This window comes from Amycolatopsis tucumanensis (assembly GCF_021654135.1).
Classification (GTDB): Bacteria; Actinomycetota; Actinomycetes; order Mycobacteriales; family Pseudonocardiaceae; genus Amycolatopsis_E; species Amycolatopsis_E tucumanensis.
The window spans coordinates 1-23,872 of sequence record NZ_JAKGSD010000087.1 but is presented as its reverse complement, the minus strand read 5'-3'; the positions used below and the strand labels follow the sequence as shown (position 1 = coordinate 23,872).

General features: G+C 72.7%; 20 protein-coding genes. 8 read left to right on the top strand and 12 right to left on the bottom strand.

Annotated elements, in window-relative coordinates:
* Positions 1–257: 257 nt before the first annotated feature.
* Complete coding sequence (locus L2C96_RS42115) at positions 258–2,444, bottom strand: terpene synthase family protein (protein WP_237338646.1); 2,187 nt, start codon at positions 2,442–2,444, stop codon at positions 258–260.
* A 338-nt stretch (positions 2,445–2,782) separates the two neighbouring features.
* Between L2C96_RS42115 and L2C96_RS42110 the strand changes: the two genes are divergently transcribed.
* A complete protein-coding gene (locus L2C96_RS42110; protein WP_237338645.1) occupies positions 2,783–3,361 on the top strand; it encodes a hypothetical protein in 579 nt (192 codons plus the stop codon).
* Here L2C96_RS42110 and L2C96_RS42105 read toward each other — a convergent pair.
* The 6 genes from L2C96_RS42105 to L2C96_RS42080 all read right to left on the bottom strand — a co-directional run bounded on the left by L2C96_RS42105 (position 3,358) and on the right by L2C96_RS42080 (position 8,931).
* Positions 3,358–3,876 carry a mycothiol transferase gene (locus tag L2C96_RS42105; protein ID WP_237338644.1) on the bottom strand — a complete coding sequence of 173 codons (519 nt, stop codon included), beginning with the start codon at positions 3,874–3,876 and terminating at the stop codon, positions 3,358–3,360. The genes L2C96_RS42110 and L2C96_RS42105 overlap by 4 nt on opposite strands.
* A gap of 9 nt (positions 3,877–3,885) precedes the next feature.
* Positions 3,886–4,632, bottom strand: a complete 747-nt coding sequence (locus L2C96_RS42100; protein WP_237338643.1) for an ABC transporter permease — start codon at positions 4,630–4,632, stop codon at positions 3,886–3,888.
* Positions 4,633–4,678: 46 nt separating this feature from the next.
* On the bottom strand, positions 4,679–5,173 hold the full coding sequence (locus L2C96_RS42095; RefSeq protein ID WP_237338642.1) for an MmpS family transport accessory protein: 495 nt from the start codon (positions 5,171–5,173) through the stop codon (positions 4,679–4,681).
* Between the two features lie 145 nt (positions 5,174–5,318).
* The gene (locus L2C96_RS42090; RefSeq protein WP_237338641.1) at positions 5,319–6,023 is read right to left on the bottom strand and encodes an MgtC/SapB family protein; all 705 of its coding nucleotides are present in this window, start codon (positions 6,021–6,023) and stop codon (positions 5,319–5,321) included.
* Positions 6,024–6,032: 9 nt separating this feature from the next.
* A complete protein-coding gene (locus L2C96_RS42085; RefSeq protein ID WP_237338640.1) occupies positions 6,033–7,523 on the bottom strand; it encodes an FGGY-family carbohydrate kinase in 1,491 nt (496 codons plus the stop codon).
* Entirely contained in the window at positions 7,516–8,931 is a 1,416-nt protein-coding gene (locus L2C96_RS42080) for an L-fucose/L-arabinose isomerase family protein (protein ID WP_020420375.1), read from the bottom strand. The genes L2C96_RS42085 and L2C96_RS42080 overlap by 8 nt, the downstream gene beginning before the upstream one ends.
* 110 nt (positions 8,932–9,041) lie before the next feature.
* Here L2C96_RS42080 and L2C96_RS42075 point away from each other — a divergent pair, with 110 nt between their 5' ends.
* A complete protein-coding gene (locus L2C96_RS42075) occupies positions 9,042–10,022 on the top strand; it encodes a LacI family DNA-binding transcriptional regulator (protein WP_020420374.1) in 981 nt (326 codons plus the stop codon).
* Positions 10,023–10,091: 69 nt separating this feature from the next.
* On the opposite strand, the gene L2C96_RS42070 is transcribed toward L2C96_RS42075, so the two are convergent.
* From L2C96_RS42070 to L2C96_RS42060, 3 genes are read right to left on the bottom strand one after another with little or no spacing between them, the layout of a single operon-like run.
* Positions 10,092–11,087, bottom strand: coding sequence for a substrate-binding domain-containing protein (locus tag L2C96_RS42070; RefSeq protein WP_020420373.1), 996 nt, complete (start codon positions 11,085–11,087; stop codon positions 10,092–10,094).
* Between the two features lie 16 nt (positions 11,088–11,103).
* Positions 11,104–12,129, bottom strand: a complete 1,026-nt coding sequence (locus L2C96_RS42065; RefSeq protein ID WP_020420372.1) for an ABC transporter permease — start codon at positions 12,127–12,129, stop codon at positions 11,104–11,106.
* On the bottom strand, positions 12,126–13,682 hold the full coding sequence (locus tag L2C96_RS42060; RefSeq protein WP_237338639.1) for a sugar ABC transporter ATP-binding protein: 1,557 nt from the start codon (positions 13,680–13,682) through the stop codon (positions 12,126–12,128). The genes L2C96_RS42065 and L2C96_RS42060 overlap by 4 nt, the downstream gene beginning before the upstream one ends.
* Before the next feature lie 152 nt (positions 13,683–13,834).
* Here L2C96_RS42060 and L2C96_RS42055 point away from each other — a divergent pair, with 152 nt between their 5' ends.
* Both L2C96_RS42055 and L2C96_RS42050 read left to right on the top strand, forming a co-directional pair.
* Entirely contained in the window at positions 13,835–14,419 is a 585-nt protein-coding gene (locus L2C96_RS42055; protein WP_020420370.1) for a MerR family transcriptional regulator, read from the top strand.
* A 16-nt stretch (positions 14,420–14,435) separates the two neighbouring features.
* Positions 14,436–15,092 (top strand): RES family NAD+ phosphorylase, encoded by a 657-nt coding sequence (locus L2C96_RS42050; RefSeq protein ID WP_237338638.1) that lies wholly within the window; start codon positions 14,436–14,438, stop codon positions 15,090–15,092.
* Between the two features lie 355 nt (positions 15,093–15,447).
* On the opposite strand, the gene L2C96_RS42045 is transcribed toward L2C96_RS42050, so the two are convergent.
* Together L2C96_RS42045 and L2C96_RS42040 are read right to left on the bottom strand one after the other, a co-directional pair.
* Entirely contained in the window at positions 15,448–17,376 is a 1,929-nt protein-coding gene (locus L2C96_RS42045; RefSeq protein WP_237338637.1) for a S9 family peptidase, read from the bottom strand.
* 10 nt (positions 17,377–17,386) lie between these two features.
* A complete protein-coding gene (locus tag L2C96_RS42040; protein ID WP_237338636.1) occupies positions 17,387–18,379 on the bottom strand; it encodes a TerC family protein in 993 nt (330 codons plus the stop codon).
* A gap of 297 nt (positions 18,380–18,676) precedes the next feature.
* On the opposite strand from L2C96_RS42040, the gene L2C96_RS42035 reads away from it, so the two are divergent.
* From L2C96_RS42035 to L2C96_RS42020, 4 genes are read left to right on the top strand one after another with little or no spacing between them, the layout of a single operon-like run.
* A complete protein-coding gene (locus L2C96_RS42035) occupies positions 18,677–21,475 on the top strand; it encodes an alpha/beta fold hydrolase (RefSeq protein WP_237338635.1) in 2,799 nt (932 codons plus the stop codon).
* Entirely contained in the window at positions 21,472–22,398 is a 927-nt protein-coding gene (locus tag L2C96_RS42030; protein WP_020420365.1) for an ABC transporter permease, read from the top strand. Before L2C96_RS42035 ends, L2C96_RS42030 begins: the two co-directional genes overlap by 4 nt.
* Before the next feature lie 20 nt (positions 22,399–22,418).
* Complete coding sequence (locus L2C96_RS42025) at positions 22,419–23,177, top strand: enoyl-CoA hydratase/isomerase family protein (protein ID WP_237338634.1); 759 nt, start codon at positions 22,419–22,421, stop codon at positions 23,175–23,177.
* 39 nt (positions 23,178–23,216) lie between these two features.
* A complete protein-coding gene (locus L2C96_RS42020; protein ID WP_020420363.1) occupies positions 23,217–23,597 on the top strand; it encodes a VOC family protein in 381 nt (126 codons plus the stop codon).
* Positions 23,598–23,872: the final 275 nt, after the last annotated feature.

Here is a 23,872-nt window from a genome sequence, read left to right as displayed (position 1 = left end):
TCTCCCGGCGCGGGTGATCTCCCGGCGCGGGTGATCTCCCGGCGCGGGTGATCTCCCGGCGGGGGTGATTCCCGGCAGGGGTGACTTCTCCGGGAGTGATCTTGCTCGGGAGCTGCCGCTCGGCGTGAACGGTCTCCCGGACGGAGGCTGCTCGCCACTGCCCCCGCCGCGCCAGGCGCGACCGCGCCGCCCTCGGCAACTGATCGCCCCGGCCTGAACCACCCGCCGCTCACCCCCGCCCGGGGCCGCGCGGGGCGTCAGGCCGAGGCGGCCCGGAAGCGGTCGGCCAGCCGGAGGGCCGACATGCCGAGCCCGGCGGGGAACGCCGGCGCCGCGGGCGTGGTCAGGCGCTTCAGCTCCGGCTCGGTGTAGCGCACGCACTGGCGGTGCCACTCGAGGATGCCCGACATCCAGTCCTTCAGCTCGTCGGCGTGGCGGAGGAGCGCGTCGCGGGCGGGCTGGTCCAGTTCGGCGTCCTCGAAGAGCTGGGGCAGGTCCGTGGCGAGGATGTGCTCGAACTGCCGCATTCGCGCCGTCATCAGGTCGTTCACCACGTCCCGCGCGGCGAGCCGGTCCAGGCCGAGGAAGTGCTCCACCACCAGCACCATGTTGTGCAGCTCGCCCTCGAACTCGATCTCCTTCTGGTAGGAGAACAGGTCGTTGGCGAAGCACGCGTAGTCCTGCGCCGCGGTCTCCAGCTCACGCAGCGTCCTCGTGCCGAACAGCTCCGGCGGCACCTCGGTCAGGTGCGTGATCCGCGCCAGGCTCATCGTCATGTCCGAGCCGAACGTGCGCCGCCGCATTTCGACGTAGTCGATCGGGTCCGGAATGCGGTTCTGCGCCTGGTTGGCCAGCTCCCACACCCAGCTCGCGGTCATGTCCTCGACCGCCTTCCGGAACACCCGCCGCGCGTCGCCGCTCAGCGGGGTCGCCGTGCGCCGCCACAGGTCCTGCAGGCCGCGCTCCAGCGGGGTCAGCGGCTCCGGCGTCTCCCCGGCGTCCAGCGGCATGAACAGCGACAGCCGGTCGTTGGTCACCTTCGCGGCGGGCACGTTGCGGCCCGCGCCGAACACCGCCGGGAAGTAGTCGTCGCCATAGGTGCCCCACGCCAGCCACGCCGTGGACAGGTGCAGCTCGTCCGGGTCGGCGTCGGCGTGGATCATCGACGCGCAGTGCGCCAGGTCGATCCCGCGCAGCCGCTCCTCGTCCCACACCCCGCCGGCCTCCACACCCGGCACCGAATCGTAGAAACCCATCTCCCGGCACCACTGCGCGTTCTGCTCGCGCGCCTCCTCCAGGTGCGGGCTCATACGGAACGCGTACGGCATGTAGATCTCCGGCAGCGGCAGGTGCCCGACCTTGGTGAACGGCACGTGGTCACGCTGCTGCCTCCGGGTGCGCAGGACCGGCCCGGCGGTGAGCCGGCTGGAGCCGCCCTCGGCCGCGCCCTCGTTCATGTACCGGCTGGACCGCGCGTGCCACTCGTGACCGCCGGACTGCCAGTCCTGCAGCCCCTTCACGTACGCCCCGACGGCGATCTGCTCGTGCGGCAGGGCCGCGTGCTCGGCCAGCAGCGCGGGCACCTCGACCAGCGCGGTGTCCTCGAACTGCTGCAGGCGCGAGGTCAGCAGGTCGTTGACCAGCTCGGCCGCCTCCTGCGTGGAACAGCCGAGGAACCGTTCGAGCACCAGCACGGCATTGGAGTTCTCGCCCTCCTCCTGCACCTCGCGCTGGTAGGAGAACAGGTCGTTGCGCAGGTGCACGGCGTCGGCGAACGTGTCGGACAGGACCTCGATGGTCCGCGTCGCCGACAGCCGGTCCGGCACCTCGGCCCGCACGGCGTACTCGACCAGGTTCGCCGACCACGGCGCACCGCCGACCCGCCGCCGCATCTGGATGTACTCGATGGGGTTGGCGATGCGGCCCAGGTCGATGTTCGCCAGCTCCCACATCGACTCGACCATCAGGTTGTGGGTGCTCAGCGTGAACCGCCGCCGCCACCCCTCCGACATCGCCGGGATCGTGCGTGCCCACAGGTCCTTCAGCCCGGCCTCGGCGGGGTTCGCCGGCTCCGGCGGCTCCTGGCCGGGCGCGGTCATGAACAACTCGAGGCGGTCCAGGTACTCCTTCGCGCCCGCCATGTCGCGGGAGTACTTGAACTGCTCGAGGAAGTGGTCGTCGAAGAAGAACACCCAGACGTACCAGTCGGTGATCAGGTCGAGGGCCGGACCCTCGCAGTCCGGGTGCGTGTAGGCGCACATGAGGGCGTAGTCCATCTTGGCCAGCGCCGCCTCGGTCCACACCACACCTCCGCCGGGCTTGGCCGCGTCGAGCATGCCCATGCGGCGCGCCCAGTCCATGCTGTGCGCGCGGGTGCCCTCCAGGTTCGGGTTGATCCTGGCCGGATGGGGGACGTAGAACTCGGGCAGAGTGAAGGCCTGCATGTCTTCGACGGTGCCACCGGTGATCGGGTGGCGGCAACGGCCAGGTGAGCGATCCGGGGTCCTGTTCGGATGAACCGGCGAGAACACCCTCGGTTGCTTGCTTGTCCTGTTTGGACAGTGCCGGTTTTGTCAGTCGCGACCAGCGGTTCTTTCGGGGATACCGGGAGCATGTGAAATCTCGCCGGAATTCGGGACTGGGCCATTCGAGCGATTTCGCGCGAAACGAAGCCACCGATGGAGTGGTGTGGCAAATATTCCCCGGCATGGCACCGGACGGATATATCACGGATCCGCAGGGGCGGATCAGACCGAGGCACAACCGGAAGGGCGGGAAGGCGGTGGTCGCTGCCCTTGCGGTCGGGGCGCTCGCGGCGGGCGGGACCGGCCTGACGACCGGGGGTGGCACCGCAGGTGGTTCCGCCACCTCCGCCCACGGCAAGTCCGCCGGCAAGGACGCCGCCCGCAAGGGGCAGCGCGGCGAGGCCTGGAAGCGCATCGGCCTGCGTCAGCTGCGGCAGACCGCTCACGCCGCGACGGCCTGCGGCTCCCACTCCTACGGCCAGGTCCAGCAGTTCTTCCGGAAGCACCCGTGCCGCAAGCTGGACCGGCTCCTCCTCGCCATCGGCGACACGCGCGGCAACACCGTCGTCGTGTCGATCGCGTGGGTGCGCATGCCCACCGCGAGCACCGCGGCCGAGCTCAAGGAGCTCGCCGACACCGACGGCACGGGCAACGTCGAGCCCCTCGCGGCCGGCGCGCTCGGCCTCGCCGGCGTCGAGTTCACCGGGCAGTACTACGGGTCGCGGCGGGACGGCTCGCTCGTCGTCATCGCCGAGGCCGCTCCCGGTGGCGGGCGGCCGGACCCGGCGGCGATGGACGACGCCGCCGAGGTCGCGGCCGAGTTCCCGCCGCCCTAGCAGTACACCTGGCGCCGCTCCAGGACGCCGCGGATGAACGCCGCCTGCCCGGCGTGCTGGAGGTCGTCGGACAGGATGCTGACCAGCCGGACCCCGAGGGTGACCGGCGGGTCCCACGCCTCGTCGACCACGTCGTCCAGCCGGTCCTCGCGCAGCGAGCCCAGCCACGCGACCGTCGAGTCGTGCACTGCGTCGTGGTAGCCGGTGAGCAGCTTGGCCTCCGCGCGCACCGCGGCGACGTCCTTGGAGCGGTGCCCATAGCCGGTCGCCGACGGCCGGAACGGCAGCCCGAACCGCTCGTGCCACCCCTGCTCGGTCCACACCTGCGGCGTGCCGGCCAGGTCCGCGATGTGGTCGTCCTGCACGCGCGTGAGGTGCCAGACCAGCCACGCGATCGAGTTGGCGTCCTCGTCGAGGCGCTCGGCCAGCTGGTCCTCGGTCAGCCCGTCGACGGCCTCGTGCACGACCTCCTGGATGCGGCCGAACCCGTCGATCACCAAGTCCGCAACAGTCATGCCCCCACGCTAACCGCGATCGACGAGTCCCGCCGCCACGAGCTGGACCGCCACGAGCACGGCGATCGCCTCGGCGGCCAGCAGCCCGATCAGGACCAGCACCTGCGTCACCCCGGCCTGCACCGGGCTGGCCCCGCCGAGCAGCACGCCGACGTACGCGCCGGGCAGGGTCACCAGGCCGACCGTGCGGGTCTGGTCGAGCGCGGGGATCAGCGCCTGCCCGGCGCTGGGACGGCAGATCTCCAGCGCGGCCGCCCGCGGCAGGAAACCGAGCGCGAGGGCGGCTTCGTACTCGCCGTGCCGTGTGGCCAGCTCGTCGAGGGCGCGGCGGGCGGCCTGGGACGTCGCGCTCATGGCGCCGCCGATGACGATCCCGGCGATCGGCACCACCGCGATCGGCTCCAGCGGCACCACGCCCGACCCGAGCACCAGCGCGAGCACCGGGAGGACACCGCCGGCCAGCGGGACGGCGATCCACGGCGCGCGGCGCAGCGGGAGCCCGACGCGGCGGGCCGAGGTGACCGCGGCGACGGTGAACATGAGCAGCACGAACAGCCCGGTCAGCCAGCCGGACCGGAGCACGGCGGTGATCAGCAGCGAAACCGCGCCCAGCTGGACGATCGCGCGACCGGCCGCCGTCGCGACCGCCCACCCGGGGCCGAGCCGGCCGAGCCACACCGCGAGGGCGCCCACCGCGACGAGCGCGGCGAGGACGACGGCCAGCACCGGACCGGTCTGCAGGGTCGCACCGTTCACGTGGTGATCGTGCCCCACGGCGATCGCGGGAGGCGGCCCGGACGGGTCAGGGCAGCGACTTGGAGCAGCGCACCATGCCCTGCGGCGCCGACACGGACCGCTCGCTCACCACGACCCCGTCGACGATGATGCGGCACGTCAGGGTGCCGCCGCCGGCGTTCTGCGCCGTCAGGCTGAAGTACTGGTCCGAGCCCTGCGGCCCGGTGCGCTCGATCGACACCGACCACGGGGTGTCCGTTTCGAGGACCTGCGCGATGTCGGCGCCCTTCGCCACGTACGTCACGTTCAGCGCCCCGGCGCCGCCCGTCAGCTCGTACGTCACGGCGTAGGACACCTGCGGCACGGGCGCGACCGGCGCCACGACCGGCGCGCTGGCCCCGCTGAGCGACCCCACCGACGGGTCGGCGGACCGCTGCCCGGCGACGAGCAGCGAGGTGAGGCCGACCGTCAGGACCACCCCGAGGGCGGCGAACACCGCCATCGAACTGGCCAGCGGCCGCCGCGGTCCCGGCCCGGGACCCGCGGTGGGAACAACACCCATGGCGTCGTCTTCTCTCGGCTCACCGCGCTTCCACCGAGCGCGTCAACCATTCCTCGCAAGCCGAGCGTCAATCGTTACCTGGCGGGTACATCACCGTCCGCTTTTCACCCGCTCGGGGTAGTGCAACCCCGCTGACCTGCGACTTCTACTCGCTCGTGTCGTCGATCGCGCCGGTCTCGACGGCGAGGATCCCGGGCTGCTCGGCCAGCCTGGCGAGCAGGTCGTCGACGCCGCGCGGCCCGAGCAGCCGCATGCTCAGGTCGATCACGCCGCCGGAGTCGCGGCGGTTGGTCAGGGCCCGCTGGACCGAGTAGCCGGAGCGGGTCGCCAGTTCCAGGATCCGGCGCAGCGCCCCCTCGCCGTCCCGGTAGGCCAGCCGGACCGTCGTCGTCGCGGGGCGCCGGCGCGTCAGCAGCCGCACCAGCGGCGGGTAGCCGTAGACCACCACGAAGTGCGCCGCGGTGACGACCACCGCCAGGAGCGGCAGCCCGGCCGCGCACGCGCAGCCCACCGCCACGCTCATCCACACCACCGCCGCGGTGGTCAGGCCGCGCACCACGTCGCGCCGCACGAAGATCAGCCCGCCGCCGATGAACCCGATCCCGGACACGATCTGTGCCGCCACCCGCGACGGGTCCAGCACGATCCGCCCCGGTTCGAGCACGTCGGTGAAGCCGTACTTGCTCACCAGGAGGAACAGCGCCGCGCCCACCCCGACCAGCGTGTGCGTGCGCAGACCGGCGCTCTTCTGCTTCAGTTCGCGTTCCAGGCCGATCAGCGAGCACAGCACCAGCGCGAGCACGAGTTCGCCGACCTGCTGCCAGCCCTGGCCCGAGGGTTCGGAAAACACCCGGCCAGGCTAGTGCCCGCTCTCGCGCTGACGCTCGGCCAGAAAGTGCGTTATGTCCTTTGTGGAGGGGTAGAGTTCGCGGTACCGCGTATAAAACCGGTCATAGGTGTCCACCGCGGCCGGATCCGGGCGAACCGTGCTCGCCACCGGGTTCCAGCGCGTGACGTCCGGTTCCGCGCCGATCGCGACGGCCGCCAGCAGCGCGTCGCCGAACGCCGCGCCGATCGTCTCCGCGGGCACCTGCTGGTCGGCGCCCGTCACGTCGCTGACGATCTGCGTCCACAGCCCGCCCTGGGTGCCGCCGCCGACCGCGACCAGCCTGCCCGCCGCGCCGCCGGAGTCGCGCATGGCCTCCAGGTTGTGCCGCACGCCGTAGGCGATGCCCTCCAGCGCGGCGCGGTAGATCTCGCCGATGCCGTGCGAGGTGGTCAGCCCCGCCAGCACGCCGCGGGCGTCCGGGTCGAACAGCGGCGTGCGCTCGCCCGCGAAGTAGGGCAGCATCAGCAGGCCCCGGCTGCCGGGCGGCACCTTCGCGGCCTCGTCGACCAGGGTCGCGAAGTCGCCGCCGACGAGCCGGCGCAGCCAGTCGGTGATCGCGCCGGAGGTCGCCATCCCGGCCGCCAGCGAGTACGTGCCGGGGAAGGCGCCGCACGTCGTCCACAGGCCGGTGTGCGGGCGCGGGTCGGCCAGCACCTGGATGAGGAACATCGTGGTGCCGTACATGACCATCGTGTCGCCCGGCTCGGCCACGCCGACGCTGGCGGCCTCGGCCCACGCGTCGACCGTCCCGGCCGTGACCGGGAGGCCCTGCGGCAGACCGGTTTCCGCTGCCGCGGCCGCGCTCACCACACCGGCCACCTCGGTCGGCCACACCAGCCGCGGCATCTCGACCCCGGGCGCGCACAGCGCCGCCCAGTCCGCGGCCCAGTCCCCCGCGCGCAGGTCGTACATCGGGTCGCACTGGCTGGCCGAGTGGTGGTCCAGGACGTACTCGCCGGTCAGCCGGTGCACCAGGTAGGAACTGCACATCAGGAACAGCCGGGTGCGCCGGAACACCTCCGGCTCGTGCCGGGCGAGCCAGCGCCACTTCGGGCCGACCGCCTGCGACGACAGCGCCGTGCCCGCGCGCTCCACAATGGATTCCGCGCCGAGCTCCGCGGTCAGCTCTTCGATCTCCCGGGAGGCGCGGGTGTCCACGCCGTACAGGATGGCCGGCCGCAGCGGGGTGCCGTCGGAGTCGGCGGGCAGCAGCACCGGCCCGATGCCGCTCACGGCCAGCGCCGCCGGCTTCCGGTCGCCGGCCGCCGCCACCAGTTCCCGGGTCAGCGCCAGGAAGTCCTGCCACCACACGGTTTCCGCGTCGTGCTCGACCCAGCCCGGGTGCGGGCACGAGGTGTCGTGCGCCCGCGACGCGCGGGCCACGATCTCGCCGTCGCGGGTGACCAGGACGCCCTTCGAGCTGGACGTCCCGATGTCGATGCCGAGCAGCAGGTCAGTCACGGGACCACTCGTGCACGTCGACGCCCAGCAGGCCGGCCGCGGCACGCAGCTCGGCGCGGCGGTCGCCCGGGATGGCGTGGATGTGGTTGGCCCCGAACCGCGACAGGAACGTCTCGGCGGGCGCGTCCAGGCGCGCCCACGCGTGCGGCCACTCCGGCGTGGACTGGCGCATCAGGGACTCGTTGGTCTCGTCGTCGTAGTTCTCGAATTCGCCCAGCATCAGCTGCAGACGGTACTCCCCCGCCTGCCGGGTGAGCCGTCCCAGCGTCATCTGCCCGGGCGCGGCGATGTGCTGGACCGACGCGCCGCCCGCGGGGAAGAAGAACACCTCCGGGTAGAAGTGGACCTTCGCCAGGTTCTCCGCCGGGTCGTCGCTGCGCGCGGCGTACCAGGTGGCGTGCTGGCCGGAGTTGCACAGATCCCAGATGTCGCGGTCGGCGTGGTAGTGGCGGACGTCGGCGAACAGCACCGGGTCGCCGGAGATCTTGTGCATGAGCTGCATGGTCAGCGCGCCGTCCATGTCCGCCTCGGTGGCGGTGACGTGCACCGGCTTGGGGCCGTTCCAGTCGTAGGGGTCGTTGAGGAACGCCTCCGTGACGTCCATCGTGGCGAAGTGCTCGGTCAGCTCCGGCTGGCCCTTGATGCCGGAGAAGTCGAGCTTGCGCTCGTCGATGATGTCGCGGATCGCCAGGTACGACCGGATCTGCCGCTCCAGCAGCTCGGGCGTGAGCTTCTGGCCGTCGTAGTGGACCCCGGCCGCGTGCTCCTCGATCCAGCGGCGCGCCTTGGCCGCTTCGCCGACGTCGGCCTTCTCCGCGCGCAGCACCAGCTCGTACTGGTCGATCTCCTCGACGTCGACGCCGAACTGGCGCATCCACTGGTCGGTGTTGGCGACCGCGGTGTTCATGCCCATCGGGCGGCCGCCGAAGCGGCCGAAGGTGGACCCGCGCAGCGACGCGACCGCGGCGGCGGCCCGCGCATGCGCGCCGACCCGGCCGGCCAGGTCCGCGTCGTCCGGCGCGCCCCACAACCGGGTGTGGGCGCGGCCGATCTGGTCCAGTGCGCCGCCCGCGGCGAGCATGCCGACCAGACCCGGCTCGGTCGGGTCGGTGCTGGCGACCAGGATCAGCGGGCTGCGCGTGGCGTCCGCGGCGAGCATCGTGAAGTGCGGGAAGCTCCACACCGCGTAGTAGAAGATCGTGACGTCCACCCCGGCGGCGGCGACCTCGCGCGCCACCGACGTGGCCAGCGTGTTGGTCGCGACCAGGTCCCGGCCCGCGACCACCTCGTGCCCCGCCGCGGTCAGCGACCGCACGAGCTCGTCCTGTTTGGACTGGATGAACCGGGCGTTGCGCGCGTGCACATGGTCACGCCCGTCGGAAATGCTGATCACGCCGATGCGGGCCACGCTGCCTCCTAGGGCGGGTAATCGATTACTCAAGACGCTATTCTGGACCCCGGACGGTGTCAATAGCCGCCCGTCCACCGCGTGAGCGGCGAGGAAGACGGGAGGTCGCGGTGGCGACCATCAGCGATGTGGCGCGGCGCGCCGGGGTGTCCACGGCCACCGTGTCGCGGGCGCTGAACGGCGTGTCCACAGTGGATCCGGCGCTGGTCGCCAGGGTGCGCGCGGCCGCGGAAGAGCTGGGCTACCAGCCCAACGGGCTCGCGCGGAACCTGCGCAGGCAGGAGACCGCGGTCCTGGCGCTGATCATCTCCGATGTGGAGAACCCGTTCTTCACCGCGATCGCCCGCGGCGTCGAGGACGTGGCGCAGACGGCCGGTTACTCCGTGGTGCTGTGCAATTCCGACGAGAGCGCCGAGAAAGAGCGCCGCTACATCGACGTGGCGCTGCAGGAGCGGGTGGCCGGGGTGGTGATCTCGCCGACCGACGAGTGGGCCGGGGTCGAGATGCTGCTGGGGCGCGGAACGCCGGTCGTCGCGGTGGACCGGCCGCTGCGCGCGGGCACCGGTGATCAGGTGCTGGTCGACAGCCGGGCCGCGGCCAGGGCGGCGGCCGAGCACCTGCTGGCGGCCGGTTACCAGCGGGTCGGGTGCGTGACCGGGCCGGCGGGGGTGCGCACGGCCGACGACCGGCTGGCGGGGTACCGGGACGCGCTCGGGCGGCGGAAGCGGCGCGAGCGGCGGGCCGAGTACCGGGCGTCCGGCGGCGAGGCGGCGACGCGTGCGCTGCTGGCCGAGGCGGAGCCGCCCGACGCGCTGCTGGTGGCCAACAGCGCGATGGCGATCGGCGTGCTGGAGGCACTGCGGGCGGCCGGGCTGCGGCTGGGGCGGGACGTCGGGGTGGTCGCCTTCGACGACGTCCCCTGGGCGACGCTCATCGACCCACCGCTGACCGTCGTGGCCCAGCCGGCGTACGAGATCGGCGCGGAGGCGGCGCGGCTGCTGCTGGCCCGGATAGCCGATGGCTCGCTGCCCCCGACCGCGACGACACTGGAGGCGCAGCTCATCGAGCGGGGCAGCAGCCACCGCGCCTGACGGGGTTCGTTTCCGGCGGCGATCCGGGGCCGTCCCGCCGCCGGGGCGACGGGACGGCGCGCGAAACGGTCAGGACCCGCTGTTCAGCTCCGCGTACGTGGCCGCCGCGTTGTCCTTCGTCACCAGCTTCGTCGGCAGCGTCTGCGTTTTCGGCACCTGGCGGCAGTCCACCAGGATGCTCTTCGCCGCGGCGATCGCCTCCTGCCCGCCCGTCGGGTAGATGAATGTCGCCGACAGGCGGCCCGCCTCGACGGCCTTCAGCCCGCCCGACTCGATGGGCAACCCGTCGATCCCGGTGATCGGCAGGTCGGGACGCCCGGCGTTCGTCGCGGCGATGCGGGCTCCCTCGCCCATCGGGTCGTTGTGCGAGTAGATCGCCTGGATGTCCGGGTTCGCCTTGAGGATCGCGTCGGCCTGCTGCTGGCCCTTGTCCCGCAGCCAGTCGCCGTCCTGCGCGGCCACGATCTCGATCTTGGACCCCTGGATGCCCTGCATGAAGCCGTCGTGCCGCTCCCGCGCCGGGGTCGAGCCGGCCAGCCCGCGCAGCTCGCCGATCTTGCCGCCGTTCGGCAGCAACGTCGTCTTGAAGTACTCGCCGGCCTGCCGCCCGATGTCGACGTTGTCCGCGCCGATGAACGACGTGTAGGCGTCGCCGTCGACCTTGCGGTCCAGCACCAGCACCGGGATCCCCTTGTCGTAGGCGCGTTTCACCGGCGCGGTCAGCGGCGTCGCCTCGTTGGGGCTGATGATGAGCAGGTCGACCTGCTGGGTGATGAAGTTGTCGACCTGCTCGACCTGCTTCGAGTTGTCCTGCGCGGCGTCGGCGAAGTTGACGGTGAACTGCGGCACCGACGCGGCCGCGGCGCGGATGTCGTCGTCCATCCGCTGCCGGTACGGCTCGGCGACGTTGGCCTGGCTCATCCCGATCGTGTACTGCCCGTCGGCGCCGCAGCGCTCCGGCGCACCCTGCGCGCCGCCGCCGCTGCCCGAGTTCTCGTTCGTGGTGCCGCAGGCCGCGAGCAGCAGGCACGCGCCCACCGCCGCCAGGCCACGGGACTTCCGCATGATTCTTCCCCTCTCGTCAGGAAACCGATGCCGGGCGCAGCCGCTGCAGCCCCGCGGCGAGCACGATGACCAGGCCGATCACGAGCAACTGGACGTTGGAGTCCACGTTGTTCAGGCCCAGGATGTTGCGCAGCACGCCGACCAGCAGCGCGCCGGCCACCGTGCCGACCACCGAGCCGCGCCCGCCCATCAGGCTGGTGCCGCCGATGACCACGGCGGCGATCGCGTCCAGCTCGTACATCGCGCCGTCGTTGGGTCCGCCAAAGTTGAGCTGCCCGGCGTGCACGATCCCGGCCAGCGCCGCCAGCAGCCCGCACAGGCCGAACACGATGATCTTCACCCGCTTGACCGGCACGCCGGACAGGCGCGCGGCCTTCTCGTTGCCGCCGATGGCGTAGATGTGCCGGGAGAACGCGCTGACCCGCAGCAGCACCACCGCCAGTGCGGCGACCACCAGGAAGATCAGCGCGGGGATCGGCACCAGCCCGTTGAAGGTGCGCTCCCCCAGCAGCGAAAACGTCTCCGGCGCCTGCCCCGGCCCCTCGCCGTAGGTGATCGACACGCCCTGCCCGCCGGACCAGATCCGCGCCAGGCCGCGCGCGATCTGCATGCCGGCCAGGGTCACGATGAACGCCTGGATGCCGAACGAGGTGATCGCGAACCCCTGCAGCAGCCCGAACCCGAGCCCGATCGCGAGCACCAGCGCCACCGCCGGCACCAGCCCGAGGTCGTTCTCGGTGAGCAGGACCGCCACCCCGACGCTGGCCAGGCCGAGCACCGACCCGACGGACAGGTCGATGCCGCCGATGAGGATCACCAGCGTCATCCCGACGGCGAGGATCCCGATCTCCGACATCGAGCGCACGACGTTGAACAGGTTGCCCGAGTCCAGGAACACGAGCTCGCCGTTCTTGCTCGGCGAGTACACCACCGCGGCGATGAACACCAGCACCAGGCCGAACAGGCTCTGGAACCGGAACAGCGTCGCCAGCAGCCCGCCGCCGGGGCGGGCGAGGTCGGGCAACGCGGCCACCTTGGTCATGACGTCCCTTCCGCCACCAGGTCCTCGACGGCCCCCTCGCCCATCGAGAACGCCAGCAGCTCCGCTTCGGTGGTGTTCGCTGTGTCCAGTTCCCGCACGCTGCGGCCGTCCCGCAGCACGACCACGCGGTGGCAGACGCCGATCAGCTCGGCGGGCTCCGACGACGCGAGCAGGACCCCCACGCCCCTGCTCGCCGCCTCGCCGAGGAGCCGGTAGATCTCGGCCTTCGCGCCGACGTCCACCCCGCGGGTCGGCTCGTCCAGCAGCAGCAGCGCGGGTTCGGTGAGCAGGCCGCGCCCCAGCACGACCTTCTGCTGGTTGCCGCCGGACAGCGAGCCTGCCGGGTCCCGCAGCGACGCGAGCTTCACGCCGAGGCGGTCGACCATCTCCTGCGCCGCGCCGCGTTCCCGCCGCCGCGGCACCACCCCGGCCCGCGCGATGCGGTCCACTATGGACAGCACCGTGTTGGCGAGCACCGAGTGCTCCAGCGCCAGGCCCGCGACGCGCCGGTCCTCGGGCACGAACGCGATGCCCAGGCGCAGCGCCCCGCGGGGGCCGCGCGGGCGGATCTCCTCGCCGCGCAGCAGGATCCGCCCGGACCAGCGTCCCCCGACGCCGTAGATCGTCTCGAGCAGCTCCGTGCGACCGGCGCCGAGGAGCCCGGCGACACCGACGATCTCGCCGCGCCCGACCCGCAGGCTGATGCCGGCCGGATCACGGCGGCCGGGGCGCCGCGACTGCACGACCAGGTCCTCGACGCGCAGCAGCTCCTCCCCCGCGCCCGCGCCGTCGCCGGTGCGGAACATCGACTCGACCGGCCTGCCGACCATCGCCTCGGACGCCTGCTGCGCGGTCATCGCCCGCGCGTCGAACTCCGCCACCACCTCGCCGTTGCGGAGCACGGTCGCGCGGTCGGCGACGCGGCCGATCTCGTCCATGCGGTGCGAGATGTAGACGACGCCGGCGCCGGCGCGGCGCAGTTCGGCGATCACGGCGAACAGCCGGTCGATCTCCGGCGCGGACAGCGCGGAGGTCGGCTCGTCCATGACGATGATCCGGGCGTCCAGCGACAGCGCCTTCGCGATGGTGACCAGCTGCTGCTCGCCGGTGCGCAGCTCCTCCACCGGACGGCGCGGGTCGAGCGCGACGCCGATGCGGTCCAGAAGGCGCGCGGTCTCACGCACCATCCGGCGGCGATCGATCGTGCCGAAGCGGGTGCGGGGCTCGCGGCCGAGGAACACGTTCTCGGCGATCGGCAGCGCCGGGACGAGGTCGAGTTCCTGGTGGATCATCGCGACCCCGGCGCGCTGCGCGTCGGCGGGCCGGGCGAACCGGACGGGCTCGCCGTCGATGCGGATTTCCCCGCGGTGGCCGCCCACCTCACCGGAGAGGATCTTCATCAGAGTGGACTTGCCCGCGCCGTTTTCCCCGAGCAGCGCGTGGACTTCTCCGGCACACACAGTGAAATCGACGTCACGCACCGCATGAACTCCGCCGTAGGACTTGCTCACCCCGGCCAGCTCGACCAGGGGCGACCGTGGCTCCGCGTCCATGCTGGCCCCCTCGCCACGCTGCGAGAAATCGATTACTCGGCCGAACCTAGAGTGACCCGCCACACATGTCAAGAGTGGACAAGATCGTGTCCTCTGCGGACAGTTTCCCCTAGGGCGCACGAACCCGCACGCCGAGCGCTATGCTGAGGCTCATGACGGTCGCGCTGGAGAACGTCCTCGCCAAGGCAGGCCTCCGGATCGACGCCGCGGATTTCCTCTCGCTGGTCGAGGACGCCGCGCGCCGCCTCGCCCCGCCGAACCCGGACCCGGTGTCCTTCTTCTCCGAGGGGCAGCGGGCCGCGCTCGCCGAGGCGGGGCTCGATCTGTCGCCCCGGCGCGACGACGAGCCGGACAGCCGCGCGCCGTCGGTGGCGGCGCACGCGGTGCTGGCCGAGTCCGCCCTCACGGTCGCCGAGGCCGCACGGCGGCTGGGCGTGGACCCGAGCCGGATCCGGCACAAGCTGGCCGACCGGCGCCTGACCGGCTGGAAGGACCAGGGCGGCTGGCGGCTGCCGTCGTGGCAGTTCGGCGAGCGGGGCGCGCTGCCCGGGCTGGAAGCCGTGCTGGCCGCCGTGCCGGACGACCAGCCCGCGCTGGTCGTGGCCGCGTTCATGAACACCGAGCAGGCCGACCTGCAGATCGGCGGGCGGCCCGCCACCCCGCGGCAGTGGCTGCTGGCCGGGGGCGACCCCGAGCCGGTCGCCGCGCTCGCCGCCACGCTCGGCACCCCGTTCTGAGGCCGCCCCGCATCTCATGGCCCGTTTGCCACTCCCGCCGTCGCGGGCTGAGCTCCTCGCTGCCCTGCGCGCCGACGTCGACATCGTGACCGTGCCGTCCACGCGGCGGCTGGTGCGGATCTTCACCGCGGGCGGCAACCACCCGCAGCAGTGGAACACGTTCCGCTACACCGGCCCGCTGCCGCACGGCCGCTTCGACCCGCAGCCGCCCAGCCGGGACGGGCGCGCCGTCACCGATCCGGGGCACGGGGTGCTGTACTTCGGGCTGACCGTGCGGACGAGCGTGGCGGAGGTGTTCCAGACGACGTCGCTGGTCGACCGCAGGACGCGGCTCCCGAGGCTGGTCGTGGTGCGCCCGTCGCGGCCGCTGAGGCTGCTCGACCTGACCGGCCTGTGGCCGACGCGGGTCGGGGCGTCGCAGGAGATTTCGAGCGGGCCGAAGAAGATCACGCAGGCGTGGGCGCGGGCGATCCGCGCGGCCTTCCCGGAGCTGGACGGACTGTGGTACCGCTCGTCGATGGACGGCGGGCACCCCGCGCTGTGCCTGTGGGACCCACCGGCCGGCAAGGCGCTGCCGCTGGCGCCGGACGTGCTGCTGCCGCTCGACCACCCCGGCCTGGACGTGCCGCTGGGCCGGGTGTGCGAGGAGCTGAACTACGTGCTGCTGAACTGAAGCGCGCGGGGACAGCGGATTTCCGGGGGGGACGGGCGCCGGTGCTCCCGGCACACCTGGATCAACGCGTGGCGAGACCCCGCCGCCAGCCCGCCTACTGCTCTGCGGAGCGCCGGCACCGGAGCCGGGAAACCCCCGCGCCCGCCGTGCCACGACGCCGCCTCGCCGGGGGCGCGCCGGGGCAACCGGTCCGGGACGCACCGCGGTGCGGCCGGCTCCGTTACCCAGCCGGCTCCGAGGCCGGGGAGGCCGGGAGCGGAAGCGCTCGGCCCGCAAGCTGTCCCGGGTGCGCGGGCGGAGCGCCAGCCCTCGACGTTGATCCGGGCCGGCGTCTCCGCCTCGGCAACCCGGCGAGTCACGCCAGGTGGCGCGACCACCAGTCCAGGATCGCGTCGAAGCGTTGCACCCGGTGGCGCGGCTTGCCGGACCGGCTCAGTTCGTGGCCCTCGCCGGGGAAGAGGAGCATCTCGACCTCCGTGCCGTTGCGCTTGAGCTCCACGAACAGCCGCTGGGCCTGCTCCACCGGGCAGCGCCAGTCGTGCTCGGAGTGGACCACCGCGAACGGGATCCGGATCTGCGCGGCGTAGGTCAGCGGGCTGCGCTCGCGCTGCACCACCGGGTCCGCGCCGACGTAGGCCTCGGTGAAGAACCAGCCGATGTCCGAGCTGCCGGTGAACGAGTCCCACGCGTTGACGGCCCGCTCGCTCCACGCGGCGCGGAATCGCGAACCGTGGTGGGCGGCCAGCCACGTCGTCATGAAACCGCCGTACGAGCCGCCCATCACGCCGACCCGCGAGGAGTCCAGGTCGTCGCGCTCCAGGGCCGCGTCCAGCAGCGCCAGCACGTCGTCGACGTCGACCGTGCCCAGTCCGTGCACGATCGCCTGCCCGTGGCTCTCGCCGTAGCCCGCCGAACCGCGCGGGTTGCCCATCACCACGGCGTACCCGGCCGCGGCGTACACCTGCGCCTCGTCGAACAGGCCCCAGTCGTAGGCCGCGAACGGGCCGCCGTGCACCACGAGCAGCACCGGGTGCGGCCCCTCGCCCTCGGGCAGCACCAGCCAGCCGTGCACCGGGTAGCCGTCCGGCGCCGTGGCGGTCAGCTCCTCGACCGGGCGGATCCCCTTCTCCCGCACCGGCTTCGAGAAGTCGGTGAGCACGAACTGGTCCGGGCCGTCGAGCAGCACCACGTCACCCGAGCTGTCCGGCCGCGCCACGACCGCGGCGATCCGCTCCCCGTCCACCGCGAACGACCGCACCGCGCCGCGGTCACCGAGCAGCCTGCTCAGGCCGTCCAGCGGCGCCCGGTCGGCGTCGCGCGGCACGGCCCGCAGCTCGATCGCGCCGCGGTTGAGCACGGTCACCAGGACCTCGTCGCGGAACTGCGCGGGCGGCACGTCGGACATGCAGTACACGGACTCCGCGTCGGTCAGGCGGCGCGGCTTCGCCGGCTCGCCGTCGGCGGGCAGCTCGGCCGCCCACAGACCCGGGTTGCGGGCCACGACGTGCGGCCACGTGTACTCCTGGCCGTAGAAGAGGATCGTGCCGTCGACCGTCACCGACGGCTTGGCGGCGCTGCCCGCACTGCGCACCGCGAGCACCGGCTCGCCGCCCTCGGCAGGCACCAGGTAGAGGTCGCTCTCCTCGGTGTCGGTGGCGCCCCACTCGCGGGGCGCGACGACCAGCACGGCCGAACCGTCCGGCAGCCACGCCGGGTCGGAGACGTCGGCCTGGTCGTCGGTCAGCGGCTCCGGTTCACCCGGGTCGGTGACGTCGAGGACGAACAGCCGCCGCGGGCGGTCCCGCAGGAAGCCGACGTTGTCGAGCCGGTAGTCGTAGCGGGTGATCCGGCGGGGCGCCTCCGCGGCCGGTTCGAGGACTTCGCCGTCGGGGTCCGGCGCACCGTAGCGGCCGGCTTCGGGCACCCGCGCGGTGAAGGCGACGCGGCGCGAGTCCGGCGCCCACACCGGGGCGCCGGCGCCGAGCGGCAGTTCGGTGAGGCGCCGGGCGTCGCCGCCGTCGGCGGGCATCACGTGCAGCTGCGGCTTGTCGCCGTCCGCGCGGAGGAAGGCCACCCAGCGGCCGTCCGGGGAGATCGCGGGATCGGTGTCCCGCTCGCCGTGGGTCCACTGCCGGGCCGCCCCGCCGTCGGGGGCGGCCCGCCACAGCGAACTGCGATAGGTGTTGCCGCCGAGGTCGGGGGTGGTGACCGCGGTCAGCAGCAGGGTGCCGTGCAGCGCGGGAGTGCCGGGCACGGCGAGGAGTTCGAGATCCGAGGGACGCATGCCCCCGAACCTACCGGATTTCGTTAGCCTCGCTAAGAGCCTGAGACTCCGACTTCTTCTTCTCGTCCCGCTTGGCCTTGGCCAGGCTGAGGACGGTGGTGACGGTCAGGACGACCACGATCACGCCCAGCGAGAGCCAGTTGTTGATGTCCAGCCAGTCCGGCACCGCGTGGTACTCGTGCAGCGCGTGCAGGATCAGCTTCGCGCCGATGAAGGCGAGGATGACCGCCAGGCCGTAGGACAGGTAGACCAGCTTGTTCACCAGACCGCCGAGCAGGAAGTACAGCTGCCGCAGCCCCATCAGCGCGAACGCGTTGGCGGTGAACACCAGGAAGGCTTCCTGGGTGATGCCGAAGATCGCCGGGATCGAGTCGACCGCGAAGAGCAGGTCGGCGCTGCCGATGGCCACGATCACCACGAACATCGGCGTAAGCCAGCGCTTGCCGTCCCGCTTGATCGTCATCTTGTGGCCGTGGAAGTCGTCGGTGACCGGGTAGACCTTGCGGATCCACCGCACGACCGCGTTCTCGTGGTACTCCTCGTCGTGGTCGTTGCCGCGCACCATGCTGATGGCCGTCCACACCAGGACCGCGCCGAACAGGAAGAACACCCACACGAACTGGGCGATCAGGGCCGCACCGACCGCGATGAACACGCTGCGCATGGCCAGCGCGAGCAGGATGCCGATCAGCAGCACGCGGTGCTGGTGGATCGCGGGCACCCGGAACGAGGCCATGATGATCATGAAGATGAACAGGTTGTCCACCGACAGCGAGTACTCGGTGATGTACCCGGTGAAGAACTGGACGCCGTAGTCGTGCCCGGCGAGGACCCAGACGCCGATGCCGAACAACACGGCGCAGGTGATGTAGAAGACGACCCACTTGGCCGCTTCCTTGGTGGTGACTTCATGTGGCTTCCGGTCGACGATCACGAGGTCGATCGCGATCAGCACGAGCAGGCCTGCAACCGTGGCAGCCCACAGCCACACGGGGACATTCATCTACGCAATACCTCCGGTTAGCGCGCAGCAGCAGCTAGCCGGAGGTCTCTTCCGCCGGTGGATCCGGCCGACGGTGCCGGGTGCCCCGAAGGACCGCCGTGCTGACGACACCGCCGCGAAGGAATACTCCCCTCCACGTCGTATCCATCTTTCCTGATCAACCGGACGAACACCACCTTAGGTAACCCTCATCACCCGGATTCCAAGATCAGGACCCGCGCTGACGCGTTCTCAGGAAAGCTCCCATACGGTTTCGGTGTGCCCCGAATCGCGCTCCCGCACACACGCCGTTCCCGGATGGTGATCCTCGCGGTCGTCGTCCTGCTGGTGGCGGCCGTCGTGCTCGTCTGGACCCGCTCGTCGAGCGAGCCCGCCGCGGTACCGACGCAGGACGCCATCCTCGACGTGCCCGCGGCGCCCGGCTCCGCGGCGAAGGTCAGCCTGGACACCACGCTCTACCTGCCGGAGCGCACGCCCGCCCCGGCGGTGCTGCTGCCGCACGGGTTCGGCGGGGACAAGAACAGCGTCGCCGGCGACGCGCAGGAGCTGGCCCGGCGCGGGTTCGTGGTGCTCACCTACTCGGCGCGCGGCTTCGGCCGCAGCACCGGCGAGATCGGGCTCAACGACCCGGACTTCGAGGTCGCGGACGCCGCCCGCCTGGTCGACTGGCTCGCCACCCGCCCGGAGGTCCGCCTGGACGGCCCCGGCGACCCGCGGGTCGGCGTGCTGGGCGCCTCCTACGGCGGCGCGCTGGCGCTGCAGCTGGCCGGACGGGACAAGCGGGTCGACGCGATCACGCCGGTGATCACCTACAACGACCTGGCCCAGGGCCTCACGCCGAACGCGGCCGCGGCGGCGGCGCCCGCGGCGGGCACCCCGGCGGCGGGCGCGTTCTCCCCGGACGGGGTGTTCAAGAGGTCGTGGGCCGGGCTGCTCTTCTCCGCCGGGACCTCGCCCTCGGGCGCGGGCGGGCTGGGCGCGGAGGCGCCGGAGCCGGGCCAGGAGACCAACGACGACACCCAGACCGCCGGGACCACGGGCGGGGGCGGCTCGGCCGCCGCCGCGCCGCTCCCCCAGCAGGCGCCGCAGCAGCTCGGCGGGGCGACGTGCGGCCGGTTCACCGCCGAGATCTGCCGCGCCTACGCCGACCTGGCCACGACCGGCAAGGTGAGCCCGCAGGTCGCGGCCCTGCTGCAGCGCCTGTCCCCCGCCGCGGTCACCGGGAACATCACCGCGCCGACCCTGCTGGTGCAGGGCGAGGCCGACACGCTGTTCGGGCTCGACCAGTCCGACGCCACCGCGCGGCAGATCACCGCGGCGGGCGGGACGGTGCAGCAGGTCTGGTACACCGGCGGGCACGACGGCGGCCGCCCGGGCCCGCAGCTGCGCGCGAAGCTCGGCGACTGGCTGTGGTTCCAGCTCACCGGCGAGGGCGGCAACCCGTTCAGCGGGTTCTCCTACGACGTGCAGGGCTCGCTGCGCGCGTCGGGCTCGCCGTCGGTGCGCACCGTCGACGCCGGCGAGTACCCCGCGCAGACCCAGCGGCGGACGCTGCAGCTCGACGGCGACGAGCAGACGATCGTCAACCCGCCCGGCGGCACGCCCGCCGCGGTCAGCGGGATCCCCGGCCTGAACGCGCTGGTCAGCGGATCGTCGCGGCTGTCGGGACTGTTCAGCCTCGACCCGCCCGGCCAGTCCGCGCGGTTCACCACCGCGCCCGTCGACTCGCAGCTGCTGATCACCGGCTCGTCGACCGTCCGGCTGCGGGTGTCCGGCACCGGCGAGGCGGTGCTGTTCGTCAAGCTCTACGACCTCAACCCGGACGGCAGCCGCACGCTGCCGGCGAACCAGATCGCCCCGGTCCGGGTGGCGATCCCGTCGTCCGGCACCGCCGAGGTGACCGTGACGCTGCCCGGGGTGGTGCGGCCGGTCGAGGCCGGGCACGCCCTGCAGCTCGTGGTCACGACGACCGACCAGGCGTACGCGACCCCGGTGACCCCGGCCGCGTACCGGGTCTCGCTCGCCGACCCGGCCATCGCGGTGCCGGTCGTGCCGGGCAACGCCGTCGGCGGCGGGTGGCCGGTCGGGACGCTCGTCGGCATCGCCGTCACGCTCGCGCTCGCCGCGGCGGTCGCCGCGCTGGCCGCGGTGCGCAGGCGGCGGTCGCACCAGGCCGACCCGGACCTGGCCGGGGTGCCGCTGGTGATCGACGGGCTGACCAAGGCCTACCCGGGCGGGCTCACCGCCGTGAAGGACCTGTCCTTCCGCGTCGAACCGGGCCAGGTGCTCGGCCTGCTCGGGCCGAACGGCGCCGGCAAGACGACGACGCTGCGCATGCTGATGGGCCTGATCACCCCCACCGCCGGCGAGATCAGGGTGTTCGGCCACCGGATCACGCCCGGCGCGCCGGTGCTGTCGCGGATCGGCTCGTTCGTCGAGGGCTCCGGGTTCCTGCCGCACCTGTCCGGCACCGCGAACCTGCGCCTCTACTGGGACGCGACCGGCCGCCCGATCGAGCAGGCGCACCTGGAGCAGGCGCTGGAGATCGCCGGGCTGGGCAACGCCGTGCACCGCAAGGTCCGCACCTACAGCCAGGGCATGCGGCAGCGGCTCGCGATCGCGCAGGCCATGCTCGGGCTGCCGGAGCTGCTCGTGCTCGACGAACCGACCAACGGGCTCGACCCGCCGCAGATCCACCAGATGCGCGAGGTGCTGCAGCGGTACGCCGCGACCGGCCGGACCGTGGTGGTCTCCAGCCACCTGCTGGCCGAGGTCGAGCAGACCTGCACGCACGTCGTGGTGATGCACCGCGGCCGGCTGGTGGCCGCGGGCGAGGTCGGCGACATCGTGGCCGCCGGCGGCGAGGCCACCTTCCGGGTCGACCGGCCGGAGGCGGCGGCCGACGCCCTGCGCGGGGTGCCCGGCGTGTCCGGTGTGGACGTCGAAGGGACCCTCGTGCACGCCGACCTGGACGGGATGCCGCGCGCCGAGGCGGTCGCGGCGCTGGTCCGGGCCGGGGTCGCGGTCGAGCAGGCCGGGCCGCGGCGACGGCTGGAGGACGCGTTCCTCCAGCTCGTGGGAGAGGAAACGTCATGAGCGAGAACGGGGTCCACACCGATCCCGCGGCACTGGACGAGCTGACCGACGCCGCTGCGCACACCCACTCCGGGGTGGGCGCGGACGGCGCGGTCGAGGGCTACCGGGCGCGGCGGACGTTGCGGCTGGGCGTCGAGCTGCGGCGCCAGCTGCGGCGGCGGCGCACCCAGCTGGTGCTCGGGTTCGTCGTGCTGCTGCCGTTCATCCTGGTGGTGGCGTTCGAGATCGGCGAGTCCAGCCCGAACCGGCGCTCCGGCGGGTTCGTCGACCTGGCGACGGCGAGCGCGCCGAACTTCGTCGTGCTGGCGCTGTTCGTGTCCGGGACGTTCCTGCTGCCCACGATCGTCGCGTTGTTCTTCGGGGACACGATCGCGAGCGAGGCGTCCTGGTCGAGCCTGAAGTACCTGCTGGCCATGCCGGTGCCGCGGCACCGGCTGCTGCGGCAGAAGGCGATCGCGTCCGGGTTGCTGTCGGTGGTGGCGCTGGTGCTGCTGCCGCTGGTGGCCCTGGTGGCGGGACTGATCTTCTACGGGGCCGGTGACGCGGTCAGCCCCACCGGGGACGCGATCCCGTTCGGGCAGAGCCTGATCGCGATCGGGCTGTCCACCGTGTACGTGGTGATCCAGCTGGCGTGGGTGGCGGGGCTGGCGCTGTTGTTGTCGGTGCTCACCGACGCGCCGCTGGGCGCGGTCGGCGGGGCGGTGCTGGCGGCGATCCTGTCGCAGATCCTCGACCAGATCACCGCGCTGGGCACGCTGCGCAACTACCTGCCGACGCACTACTCGTACGGCTGGATGGACCTGATCGCGACCGACATCGACTGGACGAACATGGCCGCCGGGACGCTGTCCGCGGTGATCTACGCGACCGTGTTCACGCTGCTGGCCGCGCGGCGCTTCGCGACGAAGGACATCACCAGCTGATTTCCCACTACGGTGGGGCGATGACGACGATCGAGGTGGACAAGGCCGGCGACGTGGCCGTGCTGAAACTGGCCCACGGCAAGGCGAACGCGATGGACACCGAGCTGTGCCGGGAGCTGGTGGCGCGGCTGGAGGAGGCCGAGCTCGGCGGCGCGAAGGGCGTGGTGCTGACCGGGCGGGACGGGATGTTCTCCGCCGGGGTGGACCTCAAGCGGGTCGCCGCGGGCGGGCCGGCCTACCTCCGGGAGTTCCTGCCCGCGCTGTCGGACGCGTTCCTGGCCGTGTTCGGGTTCCCCGGACCGGTCGTCGCGGCGGTGACGGGGCACGCGATCGCCGGCGGGGCGGTGCTGGCGGCGGCGTGCGACCGGCGGATCCTGAACGAGCGGCAGGGCCGGATCGGCGTCACCGAACTGCTCGTCGGGGTGCCGTTCCCGTTGGTGGCCCTGGAGATCCTGCGCTGCGCGTACGGGACGGAGCGGCTGCCCGGGCTGACGTTCCTCGGCGAGACCTACGCGGGCGGCGAAGCGCTTTCCCGCGGGCTGGTGGACGAGCTGGCCGCGCCGGACGAGGTGCTGCCGAGGGCGATCGAGACGGCGAGGCGGCTGGCCGCGGTGCCGTCGGACGCGTTCCGGCACACGAAGGCGCAGATCCACCGGCCGTTCGACGAGCGGATCGGCGAGCAGCGCGCCGGGGACGACGCGCACGTCGAGCGGGTGTGGTCGGCCCCGTCCTCGCTGGCGGCGATCGAGGAGTACGTGCGGACCACGCTCGGCGGGTAGCATTCTCGGTTCCCCGCCCACCGCCTCTCGGAGGCCGCCATGCCGCGTCCGGTGCACTTCGAGATCCACGCGAGCGACCCGGAACGAGCCGTCACCTTCTACGCGACGGTCTTCGGGTGGACGTTCGAGCGGTGGGGCAGCAACCCGTACTGGCTGATCAGCACCGGCGACGGACCGGGCATCGACGGCGGGCTGGTGCCGCGGCAGGGCCCCGCGCCCGCCGAGGACGCGCCGGTGAACGCCTTCCCGCTGACCGTCGAGGTGGACGACCTCGACGCGGCCGTGCGGCGGGTCGAGCAGGCGGGCGGCCAGGTGGCGGTGCCGCGCAGCCCGATCCCGGGGATCGGGTGGCTCGCGTACTGCGTGGACACCGAGGGGAACATCTTCGGGATCCTGGAGCCGGCCCCGGAAGCCGAGTGATCGTGGGCGCTTGTCGGTGGGGCGTTCGGCGCGCGGTGCGGTGGGCGCGGATGGTGGCCGCACTCTCCGCCGACGGCCGCGCGAGCGGCCGGCGCCCGCGCCGGCGACGAGCGGCGCCCCAGCGCGGATGACGAGCGGCGGCGGGGTGGCGAGCGACAGCACGAGCAGCGAGCAGCGGCGGTCTGGCGCGAGCGGCTGCGGCAGCACGAGCAGCGAGCAGCGGCGGTCAGACGCAAGCGGCTGCGCCAGCACGAGAACGAGCAGCAACGGTCAGA

What these genes read in the sequence shown, in the direction of transcription:
- L2C96_RS42105 (WP_237338644.1), bottom strand. Translation starts at nt 3,876, where the DNA reads ATGACTGTTGCGGACTTGGTGATCGACGGGTTCGGCCGCATCCAGGAG.
- L2C96_RS42025 (WP_237338634.1), top strand. Translation starts at nt 22,419, where the DNA reads ATGACGACGATCGAGGTGGACAAGGCCGGCGACGTGGCCGTGCTGAAA.
- L2C96_RS42020 (WP_020420363.1), top strand. Translation starts at nt 23,217, where the DNA reads ATGCCGCGTCCGGTGCACTTCGAGATCCACGCGAGCGACCCGGAACGA.
- L2C96_RS42070 (WP_020420373.1), bottom strand. Translation starts at nt 11,087, where the DNA reads ATGCGGAAGTCCCGTGGCCTGGCGGCGGTGGGCGCGTGCCTGCTGCTC.
- L2C96_RS42115 (WP_237338646.1), bottom strand. Translation starts at nt 2,444, where the DNA reads ATGCAGGCCTTCACTCTGCCCGAGTTCTACGTCCCCCATCCGGCCAGG.
- L2C96_RS42065 (WP_020420372.1), bottom strand. Translation starts at nt 12,129, where the DNA reads ATGACCAAGGTGGCCGCGTTGCCCGACCTCGCCCGCCCCGGCGGCGGG.
- L2C96_RS42055 (WP_020420370.1), top strand. Translation starts at nt 13,835, where the DNA reads ATGACGGTCGCGCTGGAGAACGTCCTCGCCAAGGCAGGCCTCCGGATC.
- L2C96_RS42040 (WP_237338636.1), bottom strand. Translation starts at nt 18,379, where the DNA reads ATGAATGTCCCCGTGTGGCTGTGGGCTGCCACGGTTGCAGGCCTGCTC.
- L2C96_RS42050 (WP_237338638.1), top strand. Translation starts at nt 14,436, where the DNA reads ATGGCCCGTTTGCCACTCCCGCCGTCGCGGGCTGAGCTCCTCGCTGCC.
- L2C96_RS42045 (WP_237338637.1), bottom strand. Translation starts at nt 17,376, where the DNA reads ATGCGTCCCTCGGATCTCGAACTCCTCGCCGTGCCCGGCACTCCCGCG.
- L2C96_RS42060 (WP_237338639.1), bottom strand. Translation starts at nt 13,682, where the DNA reads ATGGACGCGGAGCCACGGTCGCCCCTGGTCGAGCTGGCCGGGGTGAGC.
- L2C96_RS42030 (WP_020420365.1), top strand. Translation starts at nt 21,472, where the DNA reads ATGAGCGAGAACGGGGTCCACACCGATCCCGCGGCACTGGACGAGCTG.
- L2C96_RS42035 (WP_237338635.1), top strand. Translation starts at nt 18,677, where the DNA reads ATGGTGATCCTCGCGGTCGTCGTCCTGCTGGTGGCGGCCGTCGTGCTC.
- L2C96_RS42095 (WP_237338642.1), bottom strand. Translation starts at nt 5,173, where the DNA reads ATGGGTGTTGTTCCCACCGCGGGTCCCGGGCCGGGACCGCGGCGGCCG.